The 19,136-nt window shown below is 54.6% G+C and carries 14 protein-coding genes; 8 read left to right on the forward strand and 6 right to left on the reverse strand.

All coding sequences use genetic code 11. The annotated features are described in order from the left end of the window. Nucleotides 1-244 precede the first annotated feature (244 nt). The 4 genes from metA (at nucleotide 245) to aceK (ending at nucleotide 6,195) form a co-directional block, all read left to right on the forward strand. Nucleotides 245-1,174, forward strand: coding sequence for a homoserine O-succinyltransferase (metA, locus tag V5P19_RS20025; protein WP_334406798.1), 930 nt, complete (start codon nucleotides 245-247; stop codon nucleotides 1,172-1,174). A 270-nt stretch (nucleotides 1,175-1,444) separates the two neighbouring features. Further along, entirely contained in the window at nucleotides 1,445-3,046 is a 1,602-nt protein-coding gene (gene aceB, locus V5P19_RS20030; RefSeq protein WP_334406799.1) for a malate synthase A, read from the forward strand. 31 nt (nucleotides 3,047-3,077) lie between these two features. Beyond that, complete coding sequence (gene aceA, locus V5P19_RS20035) at nucleotides 3,078-4,382, forward strand: isocitrate lyase (protein ID WP_334406800.1); 1,305 nt, start codon at nucleotides 3,078-3,080, stop codon at nucleotides 4,380-4,382. A 49-nt stretch (nucleotides 4,383-4,431) separates the two neighbouring features. Then, the gene (aceK, locus tag V5P19_RS20040) at nucleotides 4,432-6,195 is read left to right on the forward strand and encodes a bifunctional isocitrate dehydrogenase kinase/phosphatase (RefSeq protein ID WP_334406802.1); all 1,764 of its coding nucleotides are present in this window, start codon (nucleotides 4,432-4,434) and stop codon (nucleotides 6,193-6,195) included. On the opposite strand, the gene iclR is transcribed toward aceK, so the two are convergent. Further along, nucleotides 6,149-6,976, reverse strand: a complete 828-nt coding sequence (gene iclR, locus V5P19_RS20045; RefSeq protein ID WP_334406804.1) for a glyoxylate bypass operon transcriptional repressor IclR — start codon at nucleotides 6,974-6,976, stop codon at nucleotides 6,149-6,151. The genes aceK and iclR overlap by 47 nt on opposite strands. 193 nt (nucleotides 6,977-7,169) lie before the next feature. On the opposite strand from iclR, the gene metH reads away from it, so the two are divergent. Continuing rightward, on the forward strand, nucleotides 7,170-10,853 hold the full coding sequence (gene metH, locus V5P19_RS20050) for a methionine synthase (RefSeq protein ID WP_334406806.1): 3,684 nt from the start codon (nucleotides 7,170-7,172) through the stop codon (nucleotides 10,851-10,853). Nucleotides 10,854-10,967: 114 nt separating this feature from the next. Then, nucleotides 10,968-12,599 carry a Na/Pi cotransporter family protein gene (locus tag V5P19_RS20055; protein ID WP_334406807.1) on the forward strand — a complete coding sequence of 544 codons (1,632 nt, stop codon included), beginning with the start codon at nucleotides 10,968-10,970 and terminating at the stop codon, nucleotides 12,597-12,599. Here V5P19_RS20055 and V5P19_RS20060 read toward each other — a convergent pair. Together V5P19_RS20060 and V5P19_RS20065 are read right to left on the reverse strand one after the other, a co-directional pair. After that, entirely contained in the window at nucleotides 12,596-12,883 is a 288-nt protein-coding gene (locus tag V5P19_RS20060; RefSeq protein WP_334406809.1) for an addiction module antidote protein, read from the reverse strand. The two genes, V5P19_RS20055 and V5P19_RS20060, sit on opposite strands and share 4 nt — an antisense overlap. A 6-nt stretch (nucleotides 12,884-12,889) precedes the next feature. After that, entirely contained in the window at nucleotides 12,890-13,192 is a 303-nt protein-coding gene (locus V5P19_RS20065; RefSeq protein WP_334406811.1) for a type II toxin-antitoxin system RelE/ParE family toxin, read from the reverse strand. A 194-nt stretch (nucleotides 13,193-13,386) separates the two neighbouring features. On the opposite strand from V5P19_RS20065, the gene rluF reads away from it, so the two are divergent. Beyond that, a complete protein-coding gene (rluF, locus tag V5P19_RS20070) occupies nucleotides 13,387-14,259 on the forward strand; it encodes a 23S rRNA pseudouridine(2604) synthase RluF (RefSeq protein ID WP_334406813.1) in 873 nt (290 codons plus the stop codon). Here rluF and V5P19_RS20075 read toward each other — a convergent pair whose 3' ends face one another. The 3 genes from V5P19_RS20075 to lysC form a co-directional block, all read right to left on the reverse strand. After that, complete coding sequence (locus tag V5P19_RS20075; protein WP_334406815.1) at nucleotides 14,260-14,532, reverse strand: DUF3811 domain-containing protein; 273 nt, start codon at nucleotides 14,530-14,532, stop codon at nucleotides 14,260-14,262. It lies immediately after the preceding gene. A 50-nt stretch (nucleotides 14,533-14,582) separates the two neighbouring features. Beyond that, nucleotides 14,583-15,527, reverse strand: coding sequence for a ketopantoate/pantoate/pantothenate transporter PanS (panS, locus tag V5P19_RS20080; protein ID WP_334406817.1), 945 nt, complete (start codon nucleotides 15,525-15,527; stop codon nucleotides 14,583-14,585). A gap of 89 nt (nucleotides 15,528-15,616) precedes the next feature. After that, nucleotides 15,617-16,966, reverse strand: coding sequence for a lysine-sensitive aspartokinase 3 (lysC, locus tag V5P19_RS20085; RefSeq protein ID WP_334406819.1), 1,350 nt, complete (start codon nucleotides 16,964-16,966; stop codon nucleotides 15,617-15,619). 374 nt (nucleotides 16,967-17,340) lie between these two features. Here lysC and pgi point away from each other — a divergent pair, with 374 nt between their 5' ends. Then, a complete protein-coding gene (pgi, locus tag V5P19_RS20090; protein ID WP_334406821.1) occupies nucleotides 17,341-18,990 on the forward strand; it encodes a glucose-6-phosphate isomerase in 1,650 nt (549 codons plus the stop codon). The last annotated feature ends 146 nt before the right edge of the window (nucleotides 18,991-19,136 follow it).

The raw sequence follows: 19,136 nt of genomic DNA on the forward strand, positions 1-19,136 counted from the left end.
CTCAGAAGTGAAACGCCGTAGCGCCGATGGTAGTGTGGGGTCTCCCCATGTGAGAGTAGGGAACTGCCAGGCATCAATTAGAAGAACCCCGTACCGTAAGGTGCGGGGTTTTTTGCTTTTGTATTTTCCCTTCCTGAAACTTTCTCACCTTTCACCTGCAGACTCGACATTCAAACCATTTCTGGGTATCGTTAGCTGTCTGGATGTCTAAACGTTTATACGTATGCTGTGAGGAAAAAAGGTTATGCCGATTCGGGTGCAGGACGAGCTACCAGCCGTCAATTTCTTACGTGAAGAGAACGTCTTTGTGATGACGGCTTCACGCGCGACAGGTCAGGAAATTCGCCCGCTGAAGGTGCTTATTCTCAATCTGATGCCGAAAAAGATCGAAACGGAAAACCAGTTCCTGCGTTTGCTTTCGAACTCACCGCTTCAGGTCGATATCCAGCTGCTGCGCATTGATGCACGTGAGTCACGCAACACGCCTTCTGAGCACCTGAATAACTTCTATTGTAACTTTGATGACATCCGCGATGAGAACTTCGATGGACTGATTGTGACGGGCGCACCGCTGGGGTTGGTTGAGTTTAATGACGTCGCCTACTGGCCGCAGATTAAGCAGGTTCTGGAGTGGGCAAAAGATCACGTTACCTCAACGCTGTTTGTCTGTTGGGCGGTACAAGCCGCACTGAATATCCTCTATGGGATCCCGAAGCAAACTCGTACCGAAAAGTTATCTGGCGTCTACGAACACCACACTCTTCACCCTCATGCCTTGTTAACGCGCGGTTTTGATGACACCTTTCTTGCCCCGCACTCTCGCTATGCTGATTTTCCTGCACAACTGATCCGGGATTATACCGATCTGGAGATACTGGCCGAAACGGAAGACGGAGACGCCTACCTGTTTGCCAGCAAAGACAAACGCATTGCCTTTGTCACAGGGCATCCTGAGTACGATCCGCATACGCTCGCCGCCGAATTTTTCCGGGATGTCGAAGCCGGTCTTAATCCAGACGTGCCGTACAACTATTTCCCTAAAAACGATCCGCAAAACGCACCAAGAGCCTCCTGGCGTAGCCACGGAAATTTGCTGTTCACCAACTGGCTCAACTACTACGTCTACCAAATCACCCCATACGATCTGCGTCATATGAATCCAACGCTGGAGTAATCTTCTGCTTTAAACGATCCTAAAGCGTTTCAGCTATTCACAATAAGCACCTTCGGGTGCTTTTTTTATTTCCGAAAATATGCTCAATACGGCAGTTCATTTTAATTGTAGTTTAATCAATACGTTAGTTTAATTTATAAATTAAAATGGAAATTGTTTTTGATTTTGGAAAAAATCCGGATAGTCTTAATTCTGCTGAGCGAAAACTACCCAACGATCTTTCGTTCGCATTCGGGATGTGAATTTGGATCTTTGATGAGGAGCAGAGTGATGACTCAACAGGCAACGACGGTCGATGAACTGGCCTTTAACCAGCCATATGGCGAACAAGAACAGCAAGTGTTGACGGCAGAGGCCGTTGAATTCCTGTCAGAGCTGGTGACACGCTTTACGCCACAGCGTAATAAGCTGCTGGCAGCCCGCATTCATCAGCAGCAAGAAATTGATGCAGGTAAGTTGCCAGGTTTTATTTCGGAAACTGCTTCCATTCGTCGTAGTGAATGGAAAATCCGCGGCATCCCTGACGATTTACAGGATCGTCGCGTCGAGATCACCGGCCCGGTAGAGCGCAAAATGGTGATCAACGCCATGAACGCCAACGTAAAAGTCTTTATGGCCGATTTTGAAGACTCTCTGGCTCCGGACTGGCGCAAGGTCATCGAGGGGCAGATCAATTTGCGTGATGCGGTGAACGGTACTATCAGCTACGCTAACGAAGCCGGGAAAATTTACCAGCTGAAACCAAATCCGGCTGTGCTGATCTGTCGCGTACGCGGTCTGCATCTGCCTGAGAAGCATGTCACCTGGCGCGGTGAAGCCATTCCGGGCAGCCTCTTTGATTTTGCACTCTATTTCTTCCACAACTACAAAAGCCTGCTTGCAAAAGGTAGCGGCCCCTATTTCTATCTGCCAAAAACCCAGTCCTGGCAGGAAGCGGCGTGGTGGAGTGATGTCTTCAGCTATGCAGAAGATCGTTTCGACCTGCCGCGCGGCACGATTAAAGCCACGCTGCTGATTGAAACGCTGCCTGCGGTATTCCAGATGAATGAAATCCTGCATGCTCTGCGCGACCACATTGTGGGCCTGAACTGCGGGCGGTGGGACTATATCTTCAGCTATATCAAGACGTTGAAAAATCATGCCGACCGCGTATTGCCGGATCGCCAGGTTGTTACCATGGACAAACCTTTCCTGAGCGCCTATTCGCGCCTGCTGATTAAGACCTGCCATAAGCGCGGTGCCTTCGCGATGGGGGGGATGGCGGCATTTATTCCAAGCAAAGACGCCGAGCGCAACAATCAGGTACTCAACAAGGTGAAAGCCGATAAAGAACTTGAGGCACGCAACGGTCACGATGGTACGTGGATTGCTCACCCAGGCCTGGCCGATACGGCGATGGAGGTCTTCAATCGCGTACTGGGGGACAACAAAAATCAGCTGTTTGTCACCCGCGAAGAGGATGCACCAACCGCAGAGGAGCATCTGCTGGCGCCTTGTATAGGGGAACGTACGGAAGAGGGCATGCGCGCCAATATCCGCGTTGCCGTGCAGTACATCGAAGCATGGATCTCCGGTAACGGCTGCGTGCCGATCTACGGTCTGATGGAAGATGCGGCCACGGCGGAGATCTCTCGCACCTCAATCTGGCAGTGGATCCATCACCAAAAAACCCTCAGCAATGGCAAGCTGGTCACAAAATCCCTGTTCCGTCAGATGCTGGCTGAAGAGATGCGGGTGATCCAGGACGAGCTGGGCGAACACCGCTTCAGCAGCGGACGTTTTGATGATGCCGCCCGCCTGATGGAGCAAATCACCACATCAGATGACTTAATCGACTTCCTCACCCTGCCGGGCTACCGCCTGCTTGCGTAATCCACCACATAACAATATGGAGCATCTGCACATGAAAACCCGTACCCAACAAATTGAAGAGTTACAGAAAGAGTGGACACAGCCGCGCTGGGAAGGCATCCGTCGCCCGTACAGCGCAGAGGAAGTGGTGAAATTACGCGGCTCGGTCAATCCGGAATGCACACTGGCACAGAACGGTGCAGCAAAAATGTGGCGTCTGCTGCACGGCGGTTCCAAAAAAGGTTACATCAACAGCCTTGGTGCGTTGACCGGCGGGCAGGCGCTGCAGCAGGCAAAGGCCGGAATTGAAGCAGTCTACCTCTCTGGATGGCAGGTCGCGGCGGATGCCAACCTGGCCTCCAGTATGTATCCGGATCAATCGCTCTACCCGGCCAACTCGGTGCCGTCGGTGGTGGATCGGATCAACAACACCTTCCGCCGTGCGGATCAGATCCAGTGGGCGGCTGGTATCGAGCCAAACGATCCGCGCTTTACGGACTACTTCCTACCGATCGTCGCGGATGCAGAAGCGGGTTTCGGCGGCGTGCTGAATGCGTTTGAGCTGATGAAATCAATGATTGAAGCCGGTGCAGCGGCCGTTCACTTTGAAGATCAGCTGGCATCCGTTAAGAAATGCGGGCACATGGGGGGAAAAGTACTGGTGCCGACCCAGGAAGCCATTCAGAAGCTGGTTGCGGCGCGTCTGGCCGCTGACGTACTTGGCGTGCCGACGCTGGTGATTGCCCGAACCGATGCGGATGCTGCTGACCTGATCACCTCTGACTGTGACCCGTATGACAGCGAATTTATTACCGGCGAGCGTACTAGCGAAGGCTTTTACCGCACTCATGCCGGTATCGAGCAGGCGATCAGCCGTGGCCTGGCGTATGCTCCCTATGCGGACCTGGTCTGGTGTGAAACCTCTACGCCGGATCTCGCGCTGGCGAAACGCTTTGCCGATGCCATTCATGCCAAATATCCGGGCAAACTGCTGGCGTATAACTGCTCGCCGTCCTTCAACTGGCAAAAGAAACTGGATGACAAAACTATCGCCAGCTTCCAGCAGCAGCTGTCTGATATGGGCTATAAATACCAGTTCATCACCCTGGCGGGCATCCACAGCATGTGGTTCAACATGTTCGACCTGGCACATGCTTACGCACAGGGAGAAGGCATGAAGCACTATGTTGAGAAGGTTCAGCAGCCAGAATTTGCCGCGGGTAAAGATGGCTATACCTTCGTCTCGCACCAGCAGGAAGTCGGGACGGGCTATTTCGATAATGTGACCACTATCATTCAGGGCGGCACCTCCTCCGTCACGGCCTTAACTGGGTCAACCGAAGAAGCACAGTTTTAATCTTTCCCCCTCTCCCCCGTGGGGAGAGGGTTGGGGTGAGGGGGAATCTATGTCGCGTGGTCTGGAATTACTGATTGCACAAACCATCCTGCAGGGCTTCGATGCCCAGTATGGTCGTTTTCTGGAAGTCACATCCGGTGCCCAGCAGCGCTTTGAGCATGCTGACTGGCATGCGGTGCAGCAGGCCATGAAGCAACGTATCCACCTTTACGATCACCATGTGGGTCTGGTGGTAGAGCAGCTGCGTTGCATCACTGACGGCAAAAATCCTGATGCGGCATTTTTGCTCCGCGTGAAGGAGCAGTACACCCATTTGTTACCCGATTACCCTCGCTTCGAGATTGCGGAAAGCTTTTTCAACTCCGTCTATTGCCGGTTATTTGACCACCGCTCATTATCTCCTGAGCGGTTATTTATTTTCAGCTCCCAGCCGGAGCGCCGTTTTCGCACGATCCCACGCCCGCTGGCGAAAGATTTTTCCCCCGACCACGGCTGGGAACCTCTGCTACAGCGGGTATTAACTGATTTGCCGCTGCGCTTACCCTGGGAAAATAAAGCCCGGGATATCGGTTTTATCATTACCCATCTCAGCGAGACCTTTGGCAACGAGGTGCTACGCCATAGCCATTTGCAGGTCGCCAATGAGCTTTTCTACCGCAATAAAGCGGCCTGGCTGGTCGGCAAACTGGTGACGCCATTGGCTATCGTGCCGTTCCTGCTACCTATCCACCGTACCGATGACGGTGAACTGTTTGTGGATACCTGCCTGACGACCAGCGCTGAGGCCAGCATAGTGTTTGGTTTCGCCCGTTCCTATTTTATGGTGTATGCTCCGCTGCCTGCCGCCCTCGTGGAGTGGTTGCGCGAAATCTTACCGGGTAAAACCACCGCCGAGCTGTACATGGCGATTGGCTGTCAGAAGCATGCTAAAACAGAAAGCTATCGTGAATACCTGCACTATATTTCCAGCGCCGATGAGCAGTTTATTGAAGCGCCCGGCATACGGGGCATGGTGATGCTGGTCTTTACCCTGCCGGGCTTCGACCGGGTGTTTAAGGTCATTAAAGACAGGTTCGCGCCGCAGAAAGAGATGACCGCCGCCCACGTTCGTGCCTGTTACCAGCTGGTCAAAGAGCACGACCGCGTTGGGAGGATGGCTGATACCCAAGAATTTGAAAACTTTGTGCTGGATAAACGGCAGATCGATCCGGCCTTAATGGCGCTATTACAGCAGGAAGCTCCGGCAAAAATTACCGATCTTGGTGACAAAATCGTGATAAGCCATCTCTACATTGAGCGACGCATGGTGCCGCTAAACATCTGGCTGGAGCAGTCAGAAGGCCAGGCACTGCGCGATGCCATTGAAGAGTATGGCAACGCCATCCGACAGCTTGCGGCGGCTAACATTTTCCCGGGCGATATGCTGTTTAAAAACTTCGGCGTCACTCGCCACGGACGCGTGGTGTTCTACGATTACGATGAAATTTGCTACATGACCGAGGTGAATTTCCGCGACATTCCGCCGCCGCGCAATCCGGAAGATGAACTCTCTGGTGAACCCTGGTACAGCGTCTCTCCAGGTGATGTATTCCCGGAGGAGTTCCGCCATTGGCTCTGTTCAGACCCGCGCATCAGGCCCTTATTTGAAGAGATGCATGACGACCTGTTCCGCGCCAGCTACTGGCGTGGCCTGCAAACGCGGATCAGGAATGGGCATGTTGAAGATGTCTACGCTTACCGCCGCAAGCAGCGGTTTAGCGTACGGTTTAACGAATCCCACCATACGCCAGCGTCACCTCTTTCGCCGCCTTGATCACCAGCGCACCCAGTTCGGTCACGCGGTCATCGGTCATGCGCGAAATGGGGCCGGAGATCGAGATGGCAGCAAAAGGCTCGCGGTGCTCGTCAAAAATGCAGGCCGCGAGGCAGCGCAGGCCTAGCGCATGCTCCTCGTCATCAAACGAATAGCCGCGCTTGCGGGTCAGCGCCAAATCTTCTTTCAGATGCACCGGCGAAACCAGCGTTGCATGGGTATAGGCATGCAGCCCTTTGCGATGCAACAGCCCGGTGACCTGCTCCTCACTGAGCTGTGACAGGAAGGCTTTGCCCGCGCCGGAGGCGTGCATCGGCAGCTTTCCGCCGATGGGGGCCGACATACGCATCAGCTGCGTACACTGCACCTGGTCAATGATGATGGCCTGATGATCGCTTTGATCCAGCACCGCCAGGTTTACCGTCTCGCCAGAATCTTCCATCAGCTGGCGCAGAATAGGGTGCACAATGGCCAGCAGATTGCGGCTCTGCAGGAAGCTGCTCCCCACGATAAACGCATGCGCACCAACCGCCCAATGTCCCAGGTCACCCACCTGACGCACAAAGCCCAGCTGTTGCATGGTGGTCAGCAACCGATGCGTTGTTGAGTTGGGTAAGCCAGCCTGCTGAGCCAGCTCCGTCAAGGCCACGCTGCTGTGCGACTCGGCAATCCATTCCAGCAGCTTCAGGCCACGCGTCAGCGATTGAACCTGTCCGCCCTGTTGTGCGGCGGGTGTAGCAGCAGGTTTTCTGCCGCGTTTAGCGGGAACGGTCGCAACCATGACGATCTCCTTTTTCTGTATCGTGGAAATCATTTTCGTTTTATTTGGTGATTTTGCAACCGTTATCCTGACTGATCGGATGAGTGATTGTGAACATGTCTCATGTTACCGCTGTGTGACTTTTCCACCCTGCGAGATTATGCCAGTATGGAACCCAGCCTTTTGGCCCTGTTGAGCGTTGTCGGGAGCAAGTGTGAGCAGCAAAGTAGAGCAACTGCGTGCGCAGTTAAATGAACGAATTCTGGTGCTGGATGGCGGTATGGGTACCATGATCCAGGGCTATCGTCTGAGCGAAGATGATTTCCGCGGAGAGCGCTTCGCTGACTGGCCGTGCGACCTGAAAGGGAATAATGACCTGCTGGTGCTCAGCAAGCCTTCCGTGATTAAGGATATCCATCATGCCTACTTCGAAGCCGGCGCGGATATCATTGAAACCAATACCTTCAACTCGACAACTATCGCCATGGCGGATTACCAGATGGAATCCCTGTCGGCGGAAATCAACGTTGAAGCGGCAAGGCTGGCGCGCGCCTGCGCAGACGAATGGACGGCCCGCACGCCGGACAAGCCGCGCTACGTTGCTGGCGTTCTTGGCCCGACAAACCGCACCGCGTCTATTTCGCCGGATGTGAACGACCCCGCGTTTCGTAACGTCACCTTCGATCAGCTGGTGGTCGCGTACCGTGAGTCCACGAAAGCGTTAGTGGAAGGCGGTTCCGATCTGATCCTGATTGAAACCGTGTTTGATACCCTCAACGCTAAGGCGGCCATTTACGCGGTGAAGGCGGAGTTCGAGGCGCTGGGCGTCGATCTGCCAATCATGATTTCCGGCACCATCACCGACGCTTCTGGACGTACGCTCTCCGGTCAGACGACCGAAGCGTTTTATAACTCCCTGCGCCACGCAGAAGCGCTCTCCTTCGGCCTGAACTGTGCGCTGGGGCCAGATGAACTGCGTCAGTATGTGCAGGAGTTGTCACGCATTGCCGAATGCTACGTGACTGCGCACCCGAACGCCGGTCTGCCGAATGCGTTTGGCGAATACGACCTTGATGCCGACACCATGGCGGCGCAAATTCGCGAGTGGGCGGAGTCCGGTTTCCTGAATATCGTCGGTGGCTGCTGCGGTACGACGCCGGAGCATATCGCCGCGATGAGCAATGCGGTCGCCGGGCTGCCCCCGCGTAAATTACCTGAGCTTCCCGTTGCCTGCCGTCTTGCCGGCCTTGAGCCATTAACCATCGGCGACGACAGCTTGTTTCTGAACGTGGGTGAACGTACCAACGTTACGGGCTCCGCTAAATTCAAGCGTCTGATTAAAGAAGAGAAGTACGGCGAAGCGCTGGATGTCGCCCGCCAGCAGGTGGAGAGCGGCGCCCAGATCATTGATATCAACATGGATGAGGGGATGCTCGACGCGGAAGCGGCAATGGTGCGTTTCCTCAACCTGATAGCCGGTGAACCGGACATCGCCCGCGTGCCGATCATGATCGACTCCTCGAAATGGGAAGTCATCGAAAAAGGCCTGAAGTGTATTCAGGGTAAAGGCATCGTTAACTCCATCTCGATGAAGGAAGGGGTCGATATCTTTATTCATCACGCAAGGCTGGTCCGTCGATACGGCGCGGCTGTCGTGGTGATGGCGTTTGATGAAGTCGGTCAGGCTGATACCCGCGAGCGTAAAATTGAGATTTGCCGTCGCGCGTACAAAATACTGACTGAAGAGGTGGGCTTCCCGCCGGAAGACATCATCTTCGACCCAAATATCTTTGCGGTAGCGACGGGTATTGAAGAGCACAACAACTACGCGCAGGACTTTATCGGCGCGTGCGAAGACATCAAACGCGAGCTGCCGCATGCGCTGATTTCCGGCGGCGTGTCGAACGTGTCGTTCTCGTTCCGCGGTAATGACCCGGTGCGCGAAGCCATTCACGCCGTGTTCCTCTACTATGCCATCCGTAACGGCATGGACATGGGGATCGTCAATGCCGGCCAGTTGGCGATTTACGACGACCTGCCTGCAGAGCTGCGCGATGCGGTAGAAGACGTTGTCCTCAACCGCCGCGACGACGCCACCGAGCGGATGCTGGATCTGGCCGAAAAATACCGCGGCAGTAAATCGGACGAGGCGGTGAACGTTCAGCAGGCCGAGTGGCGCGCATGGGACGTGAAAAAACGGCTGGAATATTCACTGGTCAAAGGCATTACCGAGTTCATCGAGCAGGACACCGAAGAGGCTCGCCAGCAGGCTGCGCGTCCCATTGAGGTGATTGAAGGGCCGCTGATGGACGGCATGAACGTAGTGGGCGATCTGTTTGGCGAGGGCAAGATGTTCCTGCCGCAGGTGGTGAAATCCGCGCGCGTCATGAAGCAGGCCGTGGCCTACCTTGAGCCGTATATTGAAGCCAGCAAAGAGAAAGGCTCCACTAACGGTAAAATGGTGATTGCCACCGTGAAAGGGGACGTCCACGACATCGGCAAAAACATCGTCGGCGTGGTGCTGCAGTGTAATAACTACGAGATTATCGATCTTGGCGTGATGGTGCCCGCAGATAAAATTCTCAAAACCGCGCGCGAAGTGAATGCCGACCTGATCGGCCTTTCCGGGTTGATTACCCCGTCGCTGGACGAGATGGTCAACGTGGCAAAAGAGATGGAGCGCCAGGGCTTTACCATTCCGCTGCTGATTGGCGGGGCGACCACCTCGAAAGCGCACACGGCAGTGAAGATTGAGCAGAATTACAGCGGCCCGACGGTCTACGTGCAAAACGCCTCGCGCACCGTAGGCGTGGTCTCCGCTTTGCTTTCAGCCACCCAGCACGACGATTTTGTGGCACGCACCCGCAAAGAGTATGAAACCGTTCGTATTCAGCACGCCCGCAAGAAACCACGCACCCCGCCGGTGACGTTGCAGGCGGCGCGCGATAACGATCTGGCGTTTGACTGGTCAAGCTATACGCCACCGGTGGCGCACCGTCTGGGCGTGCAGGACGTCACCGCCAGCATCGAAACGCTGCGTAACTACATCGACTGGACGCCGTTCTTTATGACCTGGTCGCTGGCGGGAAAATATCCGCGCATCCTCGAAGATGAGGTGGTGGGCGAAGAGGCGAAGCGCCTGTTCCAGGACGCCAACGATATGCTGGATAAGTTAAGTGCGGAGAAAACCCTTAATCCGCGCGGCGTCGTCGGTTTGTTCCCGGCAAACCGCGTGGGCGATGACATCGAAATTTATCGCGATGAAACCCGCACCCACGTACTGACGGTGAGCCACCATTTGCGCCAGCAAACCGAAAAAGTCGGTTTTGCCAACTACTGCCTGGCCGATTTCGTCGCGCCGAAGCTCAGCGGAAAAGCTGACTATATCGGCGCCTTTGCCGTGACCGGTGGCCTGGAAGAAGATGCTCTGGCAGATGCGTTTGAAGCGCAGCACGATGATTACAATAAAATCATGGTTAAAGCGCTTGCAGACCGTCTGGCGGAAGCGTTCGCGGAGTATCTGCACGAGCGCGTGCGAAAGGTGCACTGGGGCTATGCGGCCACTGAAAACCTCAGCAACGAGGATCTGATCCGCGAAAACTATCAGGGCATTCGTCCGGCGCCAGGCTATCCCGCCTGCCCGGAGCACACCGAGAAGGGCACTATCTGGCAGCTACTGGATGTTGAAGCCCATACGGGAATGAAGCTGACCGAGTCGTTCGCCATGTGGCCGGGCGCGTCCGTCTCAGGCTGGTATTTCAGCCATCCGGACAGCAAATACTTCGCGGTGGCGCAGCTGCAACGCGATCAGGTTGAGGATTACGCGCTGCGTAAAGGCATGAGCGTGTCCGACGTTGAGCGCTGGCTGGCGCCAAATCTCGGCTACGACGCCGACTAACGTCACTTTTCCTTACAACAAACAGGGCACCTCTTTGGTGCCCTGTCTCTTTCTTTCGTTTAAACCCTTATACTGAATCATAAAAACAGATAACGATAAGGAGAACCCACTTCCGTGTTGACGTTGTTACACCTGCTTTCCGCAGTCGCACTGTTGGTATGGGGTACGCACATTGTCCGTACCGGCGTGATGCGCGTGTTTGGCGCGCGCTTACGTACCGTTCTCAGCAGCAGCGTTGAGAAGAAACCGCTCGCCTTTTGTGCGGGCATTGGCGTGACCGCCCTGGTCCAAAGCAGTAACGCTACGACCATGCTCGTCACCTCATTTGTGGCGCAGGATCTTGTGGCGCTCGCTCCGGCGCTCGTGATCGTGCTCGGTGCCGATGTCGGGACAGCGCTGATGGCGCGTATCCTGACCTTTGACCTCTCCTGGCTGTCGCCGCTGCTGATTTTTATCGGCGTCATTTTCTTCCTTGCCCGTAAGCAAACCCGCGCCGGACAGCTCGGCCGCGTGGCTATTGGTCTTGGGTTGATCCTGCTGGCGCTTGAGCTGATCGTGCAGGCGGTCACCCCCATCACCCAGGCCAACGGCGTGCAGGTGATTTTCGCCTCGCTGACCGGTGACATCATGCTGGATGCATTGATTGGCGCGGTATTTGCCATTGTCAGCTACTCCAGCCTGGCTGCCGTTCTGCTCACGGCAACGTTAACCGCCGCAGGGGCGATCTCCTTCCCGGTGGCACTGTGCCTGGTGATTGGTGCAAACCTCGGCTCTGGACTGCTGGCGATGCTCAACAATAGCGCAGCCAATGCCGCCGCGCGCCGCGTTGCGCTCGGGAGCCTGCTGTTTAAGCTGGTGGGCAGCCTGGTTATCCTGCCGTTTGTTCATCCGCTGGCGAGCCTGATGGATAATCTCCCGTTGCCGAAGGCAGAGCTGGTGATCTACTTCCATGTCTTCTACAACCTCGTGCGCTGCCTGGCGATGGTGCCGTTTGCTGCACCGATGGCCCGCTTCTGCGAGCGTCTTATCCGTGATGAGCCTGAACTGGATGCGCGGCTGAAGCCAAAACATCTGGACACCTCCGTACTGGACACGCCGGCGTTGGCTATTGCCAATGCTGCACGCGAAACGTTACGCATGGGCGATGCGATGGAAACCATGCTGGAAGGGCTACAACGGGTGATGCACGGGGAGCCGCGCGAAGAGAAAGAGCTGCGCAGGCTGGCGGACGATATCAACGTGCTTTATACCGCCATCAAGCTCTATCTGGCGCGTATCCCTCAGGATGAGCTCGCGGAAGAGGAGTCTCGCCGCTGGGCGGAGATCATCGAGATGTCGCTCAACCTGGAACAGGCCTCCGACATTGTTGAGCGCATGGGCAGTGAAATTGCCGACAAATCGCTTGCCGCGCGCCGTGCGTTCTCAGGTGAAGGCCTGAAGGAGCTGGAGGCGCTGCATGAGCAGTTAGTCAATAACCTGAAGCTCGCGATGTCGGTCTTCTTCTCCAGCGACGTGCCGAGCGCGCGACGCCTGCGCCGCAACAAGCATCGTTTCCGCATTCTGAATCGCCGCTACTCGCACGCCCACGTTGAGCGTCTGCACCAGCAAAACGTGCAGAGTATTGAAACCAGCTCCCTGCATTTGGGGCTGCTGGGGGATATGAAGCGTCTCAACTCGCTGTTCTGCGCGGTAGCGTATAGCGTGATGGAACAGCCGGATGAAGATGACGAGCGGGATGAATATTAACGCCCGGCATGCTTGATGGTTAATCCAAGATCCAGCGCTTTCATTACCGCAAGTGTGGTTTTAAGCGTTGGGTTTCCTTTGTCACTGAATGAACGATAAAGCTGTTCTCGCGATAAGCCACTCTGTAACGCGATATTCGACATTCCTTTCGCTCGGGCAACGACGCCCAGGGCTTTGGCAATGTACGCTGAGTCTCCTGTTTCTAGTGCGTCTGCCATAAATGCGGCGATTTCCTCGTCATCAATAAGAGCATTTGCTGGATCGTAAGCTGTTAATTTATTCATGGCACATTACTCCTGCAGTTCGAACGTTTTGACCAGCATTTTTGCCATCATTATGTCCTTATCCTGGCTACTTTTATCACCACCGCACAACAGCAAAATGATGTAGCTATGCTGCTGGGTAAAATAGATTCTGTAACCTGGACCAAAGTGGATCCTAAGTTCACTCATCCCTTCGCCCACTTGCTTGATATCGCCTGTCAGGCCATTTGCCAGCCGAAAAAGTCGCGAGGCGACGATCGTTTTTGCCCGTCGATCTTTTAAGTTGTGCTCCCAGCGTCGAAAGGATTCAGTCTGAACGATCTCTTTCATGATACTCATTGTGATTTATAAACTACAATCATTCTGTTTCGGAAGTAACACTAAGCTGAGGGGGATAAGAGATAAATGATGTGATGCTAAAACCTGAAAGCACCTCGCAATAAGAAAAACCCGTCTCAGTGACCGTCGGCTAATCTTTTTACCAACGCAAACCTAAGGTATATTTCGCCTCTACAGGAGAAACTATGCTGCCAACTCAATCAACCCGATTAAACAAATACATTAGCGAGAGCGGGATATGCTCACGTCGCGAGGCTGACCGTTACATTGAACAGGGTAACGTGTTCCTCAATGGCAAACGCGCCACCATCGGCGATCAGGTAGTACCTGGTGATGTGGTTAAAGTGAATGGTCAGCTCATTGAACCACGAGATGCTGAAGACCTGGTGTTTATCGCGTTGAACAAACCGGTTGGGATTGTCAGCACCACGGAAGATGGCGAGCGGGATAACATCGTGGATTTTGTTAACCACAGCAGCCGTATCTTTCCCATTGGCCGACTGGATAAAGACTCTCAGGGGCTTATCTTCCTCACCAACCATGGCGACCTGGTAAACAAAATTCTGCGTGCCGGCAACGACCACGAGAAGGAGTACATTGTCACGGTGAATAAGCCGGTGACGGACGAGTTTATCCGTGGGATGAGCGCGGGCGTACCGATACTGGGCACCGTCACGAAGAAATGTAAGGTGAAGAAAGAGGCGCCGTTCGCGTTTCGTATTACCCTGGTTCAAGGCTTAAACCGTCAGATCCGCCGTATGTGCGAGCACTTTGGCTATGACGTGATGAAGCTGGAGCGCACCAGAATCATGAACGTCAGCCTGTCCGGGATTCCGCTGGGCGAGTGGCGCGATTTAACCGGCGATGAGCTTATCGAGCTGTTTAAGCTGATTGAGAACTCATCCTCTGAGGCGAAGCCGAAGGCAAAAGCGAAACCTAAAACTCAGGCCATTAAACGCCCGGTGGTGAAGGCGCCGCAAGCAGAAGAGAAAGGGCGGGGCAAACCGGCGAATGGAAAACGCTTTGTTCAGCCAGGCCGCAAAAAGAAAGGGCGCTGATTAGCGCCTTCCACGGGGAGAGGTTGTGGCTGACCAGGAGAAGGTCGCCTCTGCATCCGGTTTATATGCCTGCTGCTTTTTCAGCTTGCGGGCTTTTTTCGCCTCGACTTCACGCTGAGCCATCAGCTTGTCGATGTATTCTTTTTTAACCTGATTGGTTTCGGCGTTCGTCAGCGTGCGGCCATGTGCGATGCGCGCGCGGTCGAGAAGCGTTTTAAGTTCGCGCTGCTCGGCGTCCGTCATGTCTTTTTGGGTCAATCGTGGTGTAGCCATTGCTGAAGCCTCCTGATGGGGAGGCTTCAGTGTAAAGCAAGCCGCGCAAATTAACCCTGTTTCACTGCATCTTTTTTCGGGGCTTCTGCAATCGGCTTGCCGGACCAGTAACCGGCCAGCAGCGAGCCGGACAGGTTATGCCACACCGAGAACAGCGCCCCCGGCAGCGCCGCCAGCGGTGAGAAGTAGATTTTACCGAGTGCCGCAGCCAGCCCTGAGTTCTGCATTCCCACCTCAATCGCCAGCGTACGGCAGGTAGATTCGTCAAAGCCAAACAGCTTCCCGCCCCAGTAGCCGCCCAGCAGGCCTATGGTGTTATGCAGTATCACCGCGATAATCACGACAAAGCCCACGGAAGCAATGTGCGATGCGGAACCCGCCACCACGGCGCTGATGATTGCCAGAATGCAGACCATCGAAAACGCAGGCAGATACGGCTCGACCGCTTTCACCACGCGCGGGAACAGATGGTGAATGACCAGACCCAGCGCAATCGGAATCACCACGATTTGCAGAATGCTGAGCAGCATCCCCATGACGTCTACCTGAATATGCGCGTCCACATACAGACGCGTTAATAGCGGGGTTGCAATCACGCCGACCAGCGTGGAAACGGAAGAGATGGTCACCGAGAGCGCCACATCGCCTTTCGCCAGGTAGATCATCACGTTAGATGCTGTACCGCTGGCCACGCTGCCCACCAGCACCATCCCGGCGGACAAATCCGGTGGCATCTTAAAGGCCATCGCCAACAGCCAGGCGGCCAGCGGCATCACCAGATAGTGCAGGAAAATCCCTGCAGCAACCGGAGCCGGACGCGACAGCACGCGCTTAAAGTCGTCAATTTTCAGGTGTACGCCCATGCCGAACATAATCAGCATCAGCAGGGTGGTTACCCATGGTCCGATGCCGGTGAACGTGCCGGGCGTATAATAGGCGAGTACAGAGAGCAGCAGCGCCCACAGCGGGAACAGCCGGGTGATGGCGGATAACATAAGTATTCCTTGCGATTGTGTTGTGTTTAGTTATGAAAAAGCCGGGTCTGTGCCCGGCTTATAGGTATTGTTTATCGTGCTAACGAATTTTATTCAAACAAATTCTGATGAAGTTTCTGCACCACCTGCTCCGCCTGGTCAGCGGGCACCAGGAAGCAGAGGTTATAGCTGGACGCGCCATAGCAAATCATACGGATGCTGAACGGGTCGAGCACGCCAAACACCTCTTTGCCCACGCCGCAGGCGCGCGAGAGTTTGTTACCGATAATGGCCACCAGCGCCAGATCTTCTTCCACTTCCACGCGGCACAGCTCAGAAAGCTCAATCAGCAGTGACTGGGTCAGCAGGGTATCGCCCTTCGATGTTGAACCGGTCGTATCCAGCGTCAGGGCAATGCTCACTTCTGACGTGGTGATCAGGTCTACGGAGATGTTGTGGCGCGCAAGGATCCCGAACACTTCTGCCAGAAAGCCGCGGGAGTGCAGCATGTTATGGCTGTGCAGCGTGACCAGCGTCTGCTTGCGACGCAGAGCCAGCGCGCGGAACAGCGGCGGGCTCTCGGTTCTCTTACACACCATCGTGCCGCCCGCTTTCGGTTCTTTACTGGAGCCGACAAAGACCGGAATATCGCTGCGCACGGCGGGTAGCAGGGTTGCCGGATGCAGCACTTTCGCGCCGAAGGTGGCCATCTCGGCCGCTTCTTCAAATGCGATCACATCAATACGTTTTGCCGTAGAGACCACGCGAGGGTCGGTGGTGTAGATGCCCGGCACGTCAGTCCAGATATCCACGCGCGTTGCGTGAAGCGCTTCACCCAGCAGAGCGGCGGTGTAGTCGCTGCCACCTCGGCCAAGCGTCGTGGTGCGGCCTTTGGCTTCGCTACCGATAAAGCCCTGGGTGATCACAATGCTCTCTTCCAGGCGCGGTGCCAGCTGCTGGCTGGTCAGCTCGGCCAGCGCCTCAACGTCCGGTTCGGCACGGCCAAAGCGATCGCTGGTGCGCATCACTTTACGCACATCAAACCACTGTGCCTGGACATTACGCTCGCGCAGGATCTCAACAAACAGCAGGGTAGACATCAGCTCACCGTGGCTGACCAGTTCATCCGTCAGGGCAGTAGAGTTTGCCAAAGAGGCCGCTTCTGCCAGGGTGGTGATATTTTCCAGCAGACGCTCTATTTCCTCGCGGATCACATTCGGATTCTGCAGACATTCAAGGATGTCGAACTGAATTTTGCGCAGTGCGTCCAGCTTAACGAAACGTTCGGTTGCTTCCAGTCCTTCAGACAGAGAAACCAGCAGGTTCGTCACGCCTGCAGAGGCAGAGAGCACCACCAGGCGGGTATTCGGATCGGCCAGCACTACATCGGCGCTGCGGTTCATGGCAGCGTAATCTGCCACACTGGTGCCGCCAAATTTGGCGACCACAAAACTCGTCATAACAACCTCGTGTCAGGGAATGAATAAGCGACCATGGCACAAGAATGAAATGAAAACAGGTGCAGGCGCAAAATACGGCCCTATAAATAAAATGCGGGGGAGGTCCTGTCAATGCTGGGATTATGCGGATTTTTCATGGGGGGGTACCCCTGAGAAACAGGACTTATAACAGGGCCATATTTTATGCTTCGTTTTACCCTGTTTTGGGCGACATTTCGCCGCCCCAGGCAGGCACCACAGCAGCTATACTTTTCGGGTCTTTTCACCTGCGTTTGATGCAGGCCAGGGCAATGGCATAAAAACCATCACAATTTTTATTTGCAGGCGCTACAATCGACCGCAGTCACAATTCTCAAATCAGAAGAGTATTGCTAATGAAAAACATCAACCCAACGCAGACCGCTGCCTGGCAGGCACTACAGAAACATTTTGATGAAATGAAAGACATCACCATCGCGGACCTGTTCGCGAAAGATGCCGATCGTTTCAGTAAGTTCTCCGCGACCTTCGACGACCTGATGCTGGTGGACTTCTCCAAAAACCGCATTACCGAAGAAACGCTGGCAAAACTGCAGGATCTGGCGAAAGAGACTGAGCTGGCCGACGCTATCAAGTCCATGTTCTCCGGTGAGAAGATTAACCGCACCGAAGATCGTGCCGTGCTGCACGTAGCGCTGCGCAACCGTAGCAATACTCCCATTATTGTTGACGGCAAAGATGTCATGCCGGAAGTAAACGCGGTGCTGGAAAAGATGAAAACCTTTTCTGAAGCGATCATCTCCGGAAGCTGGAAAGGCTATACCGGCAAAGCGATCACCGATGTGGTTAACATTGGTATCGGCGGCTCTGACCTCGGCCCCTTCATGGTGACCGAAGCGCTGCGTCCTTACAAAAATCACCTCAACATGCATTTTGTTTCTAACGTCGATGGTACGCACATCGCCGAAGTGCTGAAAAAGGTGAATCCGGAAACTACCCTGTTCCTGGTGGCGTCTAAAACCTTCACCACGCAGGAAACCATGACCAACGCCCATAGCGCGCGCGACTGGTTCCTGAAAACCGCAGGCGACAACAAGCACGTGGCGAAACACTTCGCTGCGCTGTCCACCAACGGTAAAGCCGTTGGCGAGTTCGGCATCGATACCGCAAACATGTTCGAGTTCTGGGACTGGGTGGGCGGACGTTATTCTCTGTGGTCTGCAATCGGCCTGTCCATCATCCTGTCCGTGGGCTTCGACAACTTTGTTGAACTGCTGTCCGGCGCGCACGCGATGGATAAACACTTCTCCACCACTGCACCAGAGAAAAACCTGCCGGTGCTGCTGGCGCTGATCGGGATCTGGTACAACAACTTCTTCGGTGCTGAAACCGAAGCCATCCTGCCGTACGACCAGTACATGCACCGCTTTGCGGCTTACTTCCAGCAGGGCAACATGGAATCCAACGGTAAATACGTTGACCGTAACGGCAACGCGGTGGATTACCAGACGGGTCCAATCATCTGGGGCGAGCCTGGCACGAACGGTCAGCATGCGTTCTACCAGCTGATTCACCAGGGAACGAAAATGGTACCGTGCGATTTCATCGCGCCAGCCATTACGCATAACGCGCTCTCTGACCACCATCAGAAGCTGCTGTCTAACTTCTTCGCACAGACTGAAGCGCTGGCGTTCGGTAAATCCCGTGAAGTGGTCGAGCAGGAATACCGTGACCAGGGTAAAGATCCGGCTACGCTGGACCACGTTGTGCCGTTCAAAGTATTCGAAGGCAACCGTCCAACCAACTCCATCCTGCTGCGCGAAATCACCCCGTTCAGCCTGGGTGCGCTGATTGCGCTTTACGAGCACAAGATCTTCACTCAGGGCGCAATCCTGAACATCTTCACTTTTGACCAGTGGGGCGTTGAGCTGGGTAAACAGCTGGCAAACCGTATTCTGCCAGAGCTGGGTGACGATAAAGCGATTAACAGCCATGACAGCTCAACCAATGGTTTGATTAACCGCTATAAAGCATGGCGTGGATAATTAATATGTCTTGAAAAATGCCGGCAATATGCCGGCATTTTTTTATCGGATAAATCCTGATGTCTGTTAATTAACTCAAATTGCTGTTATGAGTTTTATCTGAAAAAGGCGCATAACCCGTTAATCACTGCGGTTTATTTTAGGAA

Origin of the sequence: Enterobacter sp. UNJFSC 003 (assembly GCF_036903355.1) — a bacterium.
Lineage (GTDB): Bacteria > Pseudomonadota > Gammaproteobacteria > Enterobacterales > Enterobacteriaceae > Enterobacter.

What these genes read in the sequence shown, in the direction of transcription:
- aceK (WP_334406802.1), top strand. Translation starts at nt 4,432, where the DNA reads ATGTCGCGTGGTCTGGAATTACTGATTGCACAAACCATCCTGCAGGGC.
- iclR (WP_334406804.1), bottom strand. Translation starts at nt 6,976, where the DNA reads ATGGTTGCGACCGTTCCCGCTAAACGCGGCAGAAAACCTGCTGCTACA.
- pgi (WP_334406821.1), top strand. Translation starts at nt 17,341, where the DNA reads ATGAAAAACATCAACCCAACGCAGACCGCTGCCTGGCAGGCACTACAG.
- panS (WP_334406817.1), bottom strand. Translation starts at nt 15,527, where the DNA reads ATGTTATCCGCCATCACCCGGCTGTTCCCGCTGTGGGCGCTGCTGCTC.
- rluF (WP_334406813.1), top strand. Translation starts at nt 13,387, where the DNA reads ATGCTGCCAACTCAATCAACCCGATTAAACAAATACATTAGCGAGAGC.
- aceB (WP_334406799.1), top strand. Translation starts at nt 1,445, where the DNA reads ATGACTCAACAGGCAACGACGGTCGATGAACTGGCCTTTAACCAGCCA.
- aceA (WP_334406800.1), top strand. Translation starts at nt 3,078, where the DNA reads ATGAAAACCCGTACCCAACAAATTGAAGAGTTACAGAAAGAGTGGACA.
- V5P19_RS20075 (WP_334406815.1), bottom strand. Translation starts at nt 14,532, where the DNA reads ATGGCTACACCACGATTGACCCAAAAAGACATGACGGACGCCGAGCAG.
- V5P19_RS20060 (WP_334406809.1), bottom strand. Translation starts at nt 12,883, where the DNA reads ATGAATAAATTAACAGCTTACGATCCAGCAAATGCTCTTATTGATGAC.
- V5P19_RS20065 (WP_334406811.1), bottom strand. Translation starts at nt 13,192, where the DNA reads ATGAAAGAGATCGTTCAGACTGAATCCTTTCGACGCTGGGAGCACAAC.
- lysC (WP_334406819.1), bottom strand. Translation starts at nt 16,966, where the DNA reads ATGACGAGTTTTGTGGTCGCCAAATTTGGCGGCACCAGTGTGGCAGAT.
- metA (WP_334406798.1), top strand. Translation starts at nt 245, where the DNA reads ATGCCGATTCGGGTGCAGGACGAGCTACCAGCCGTCAATTTCTTACGT.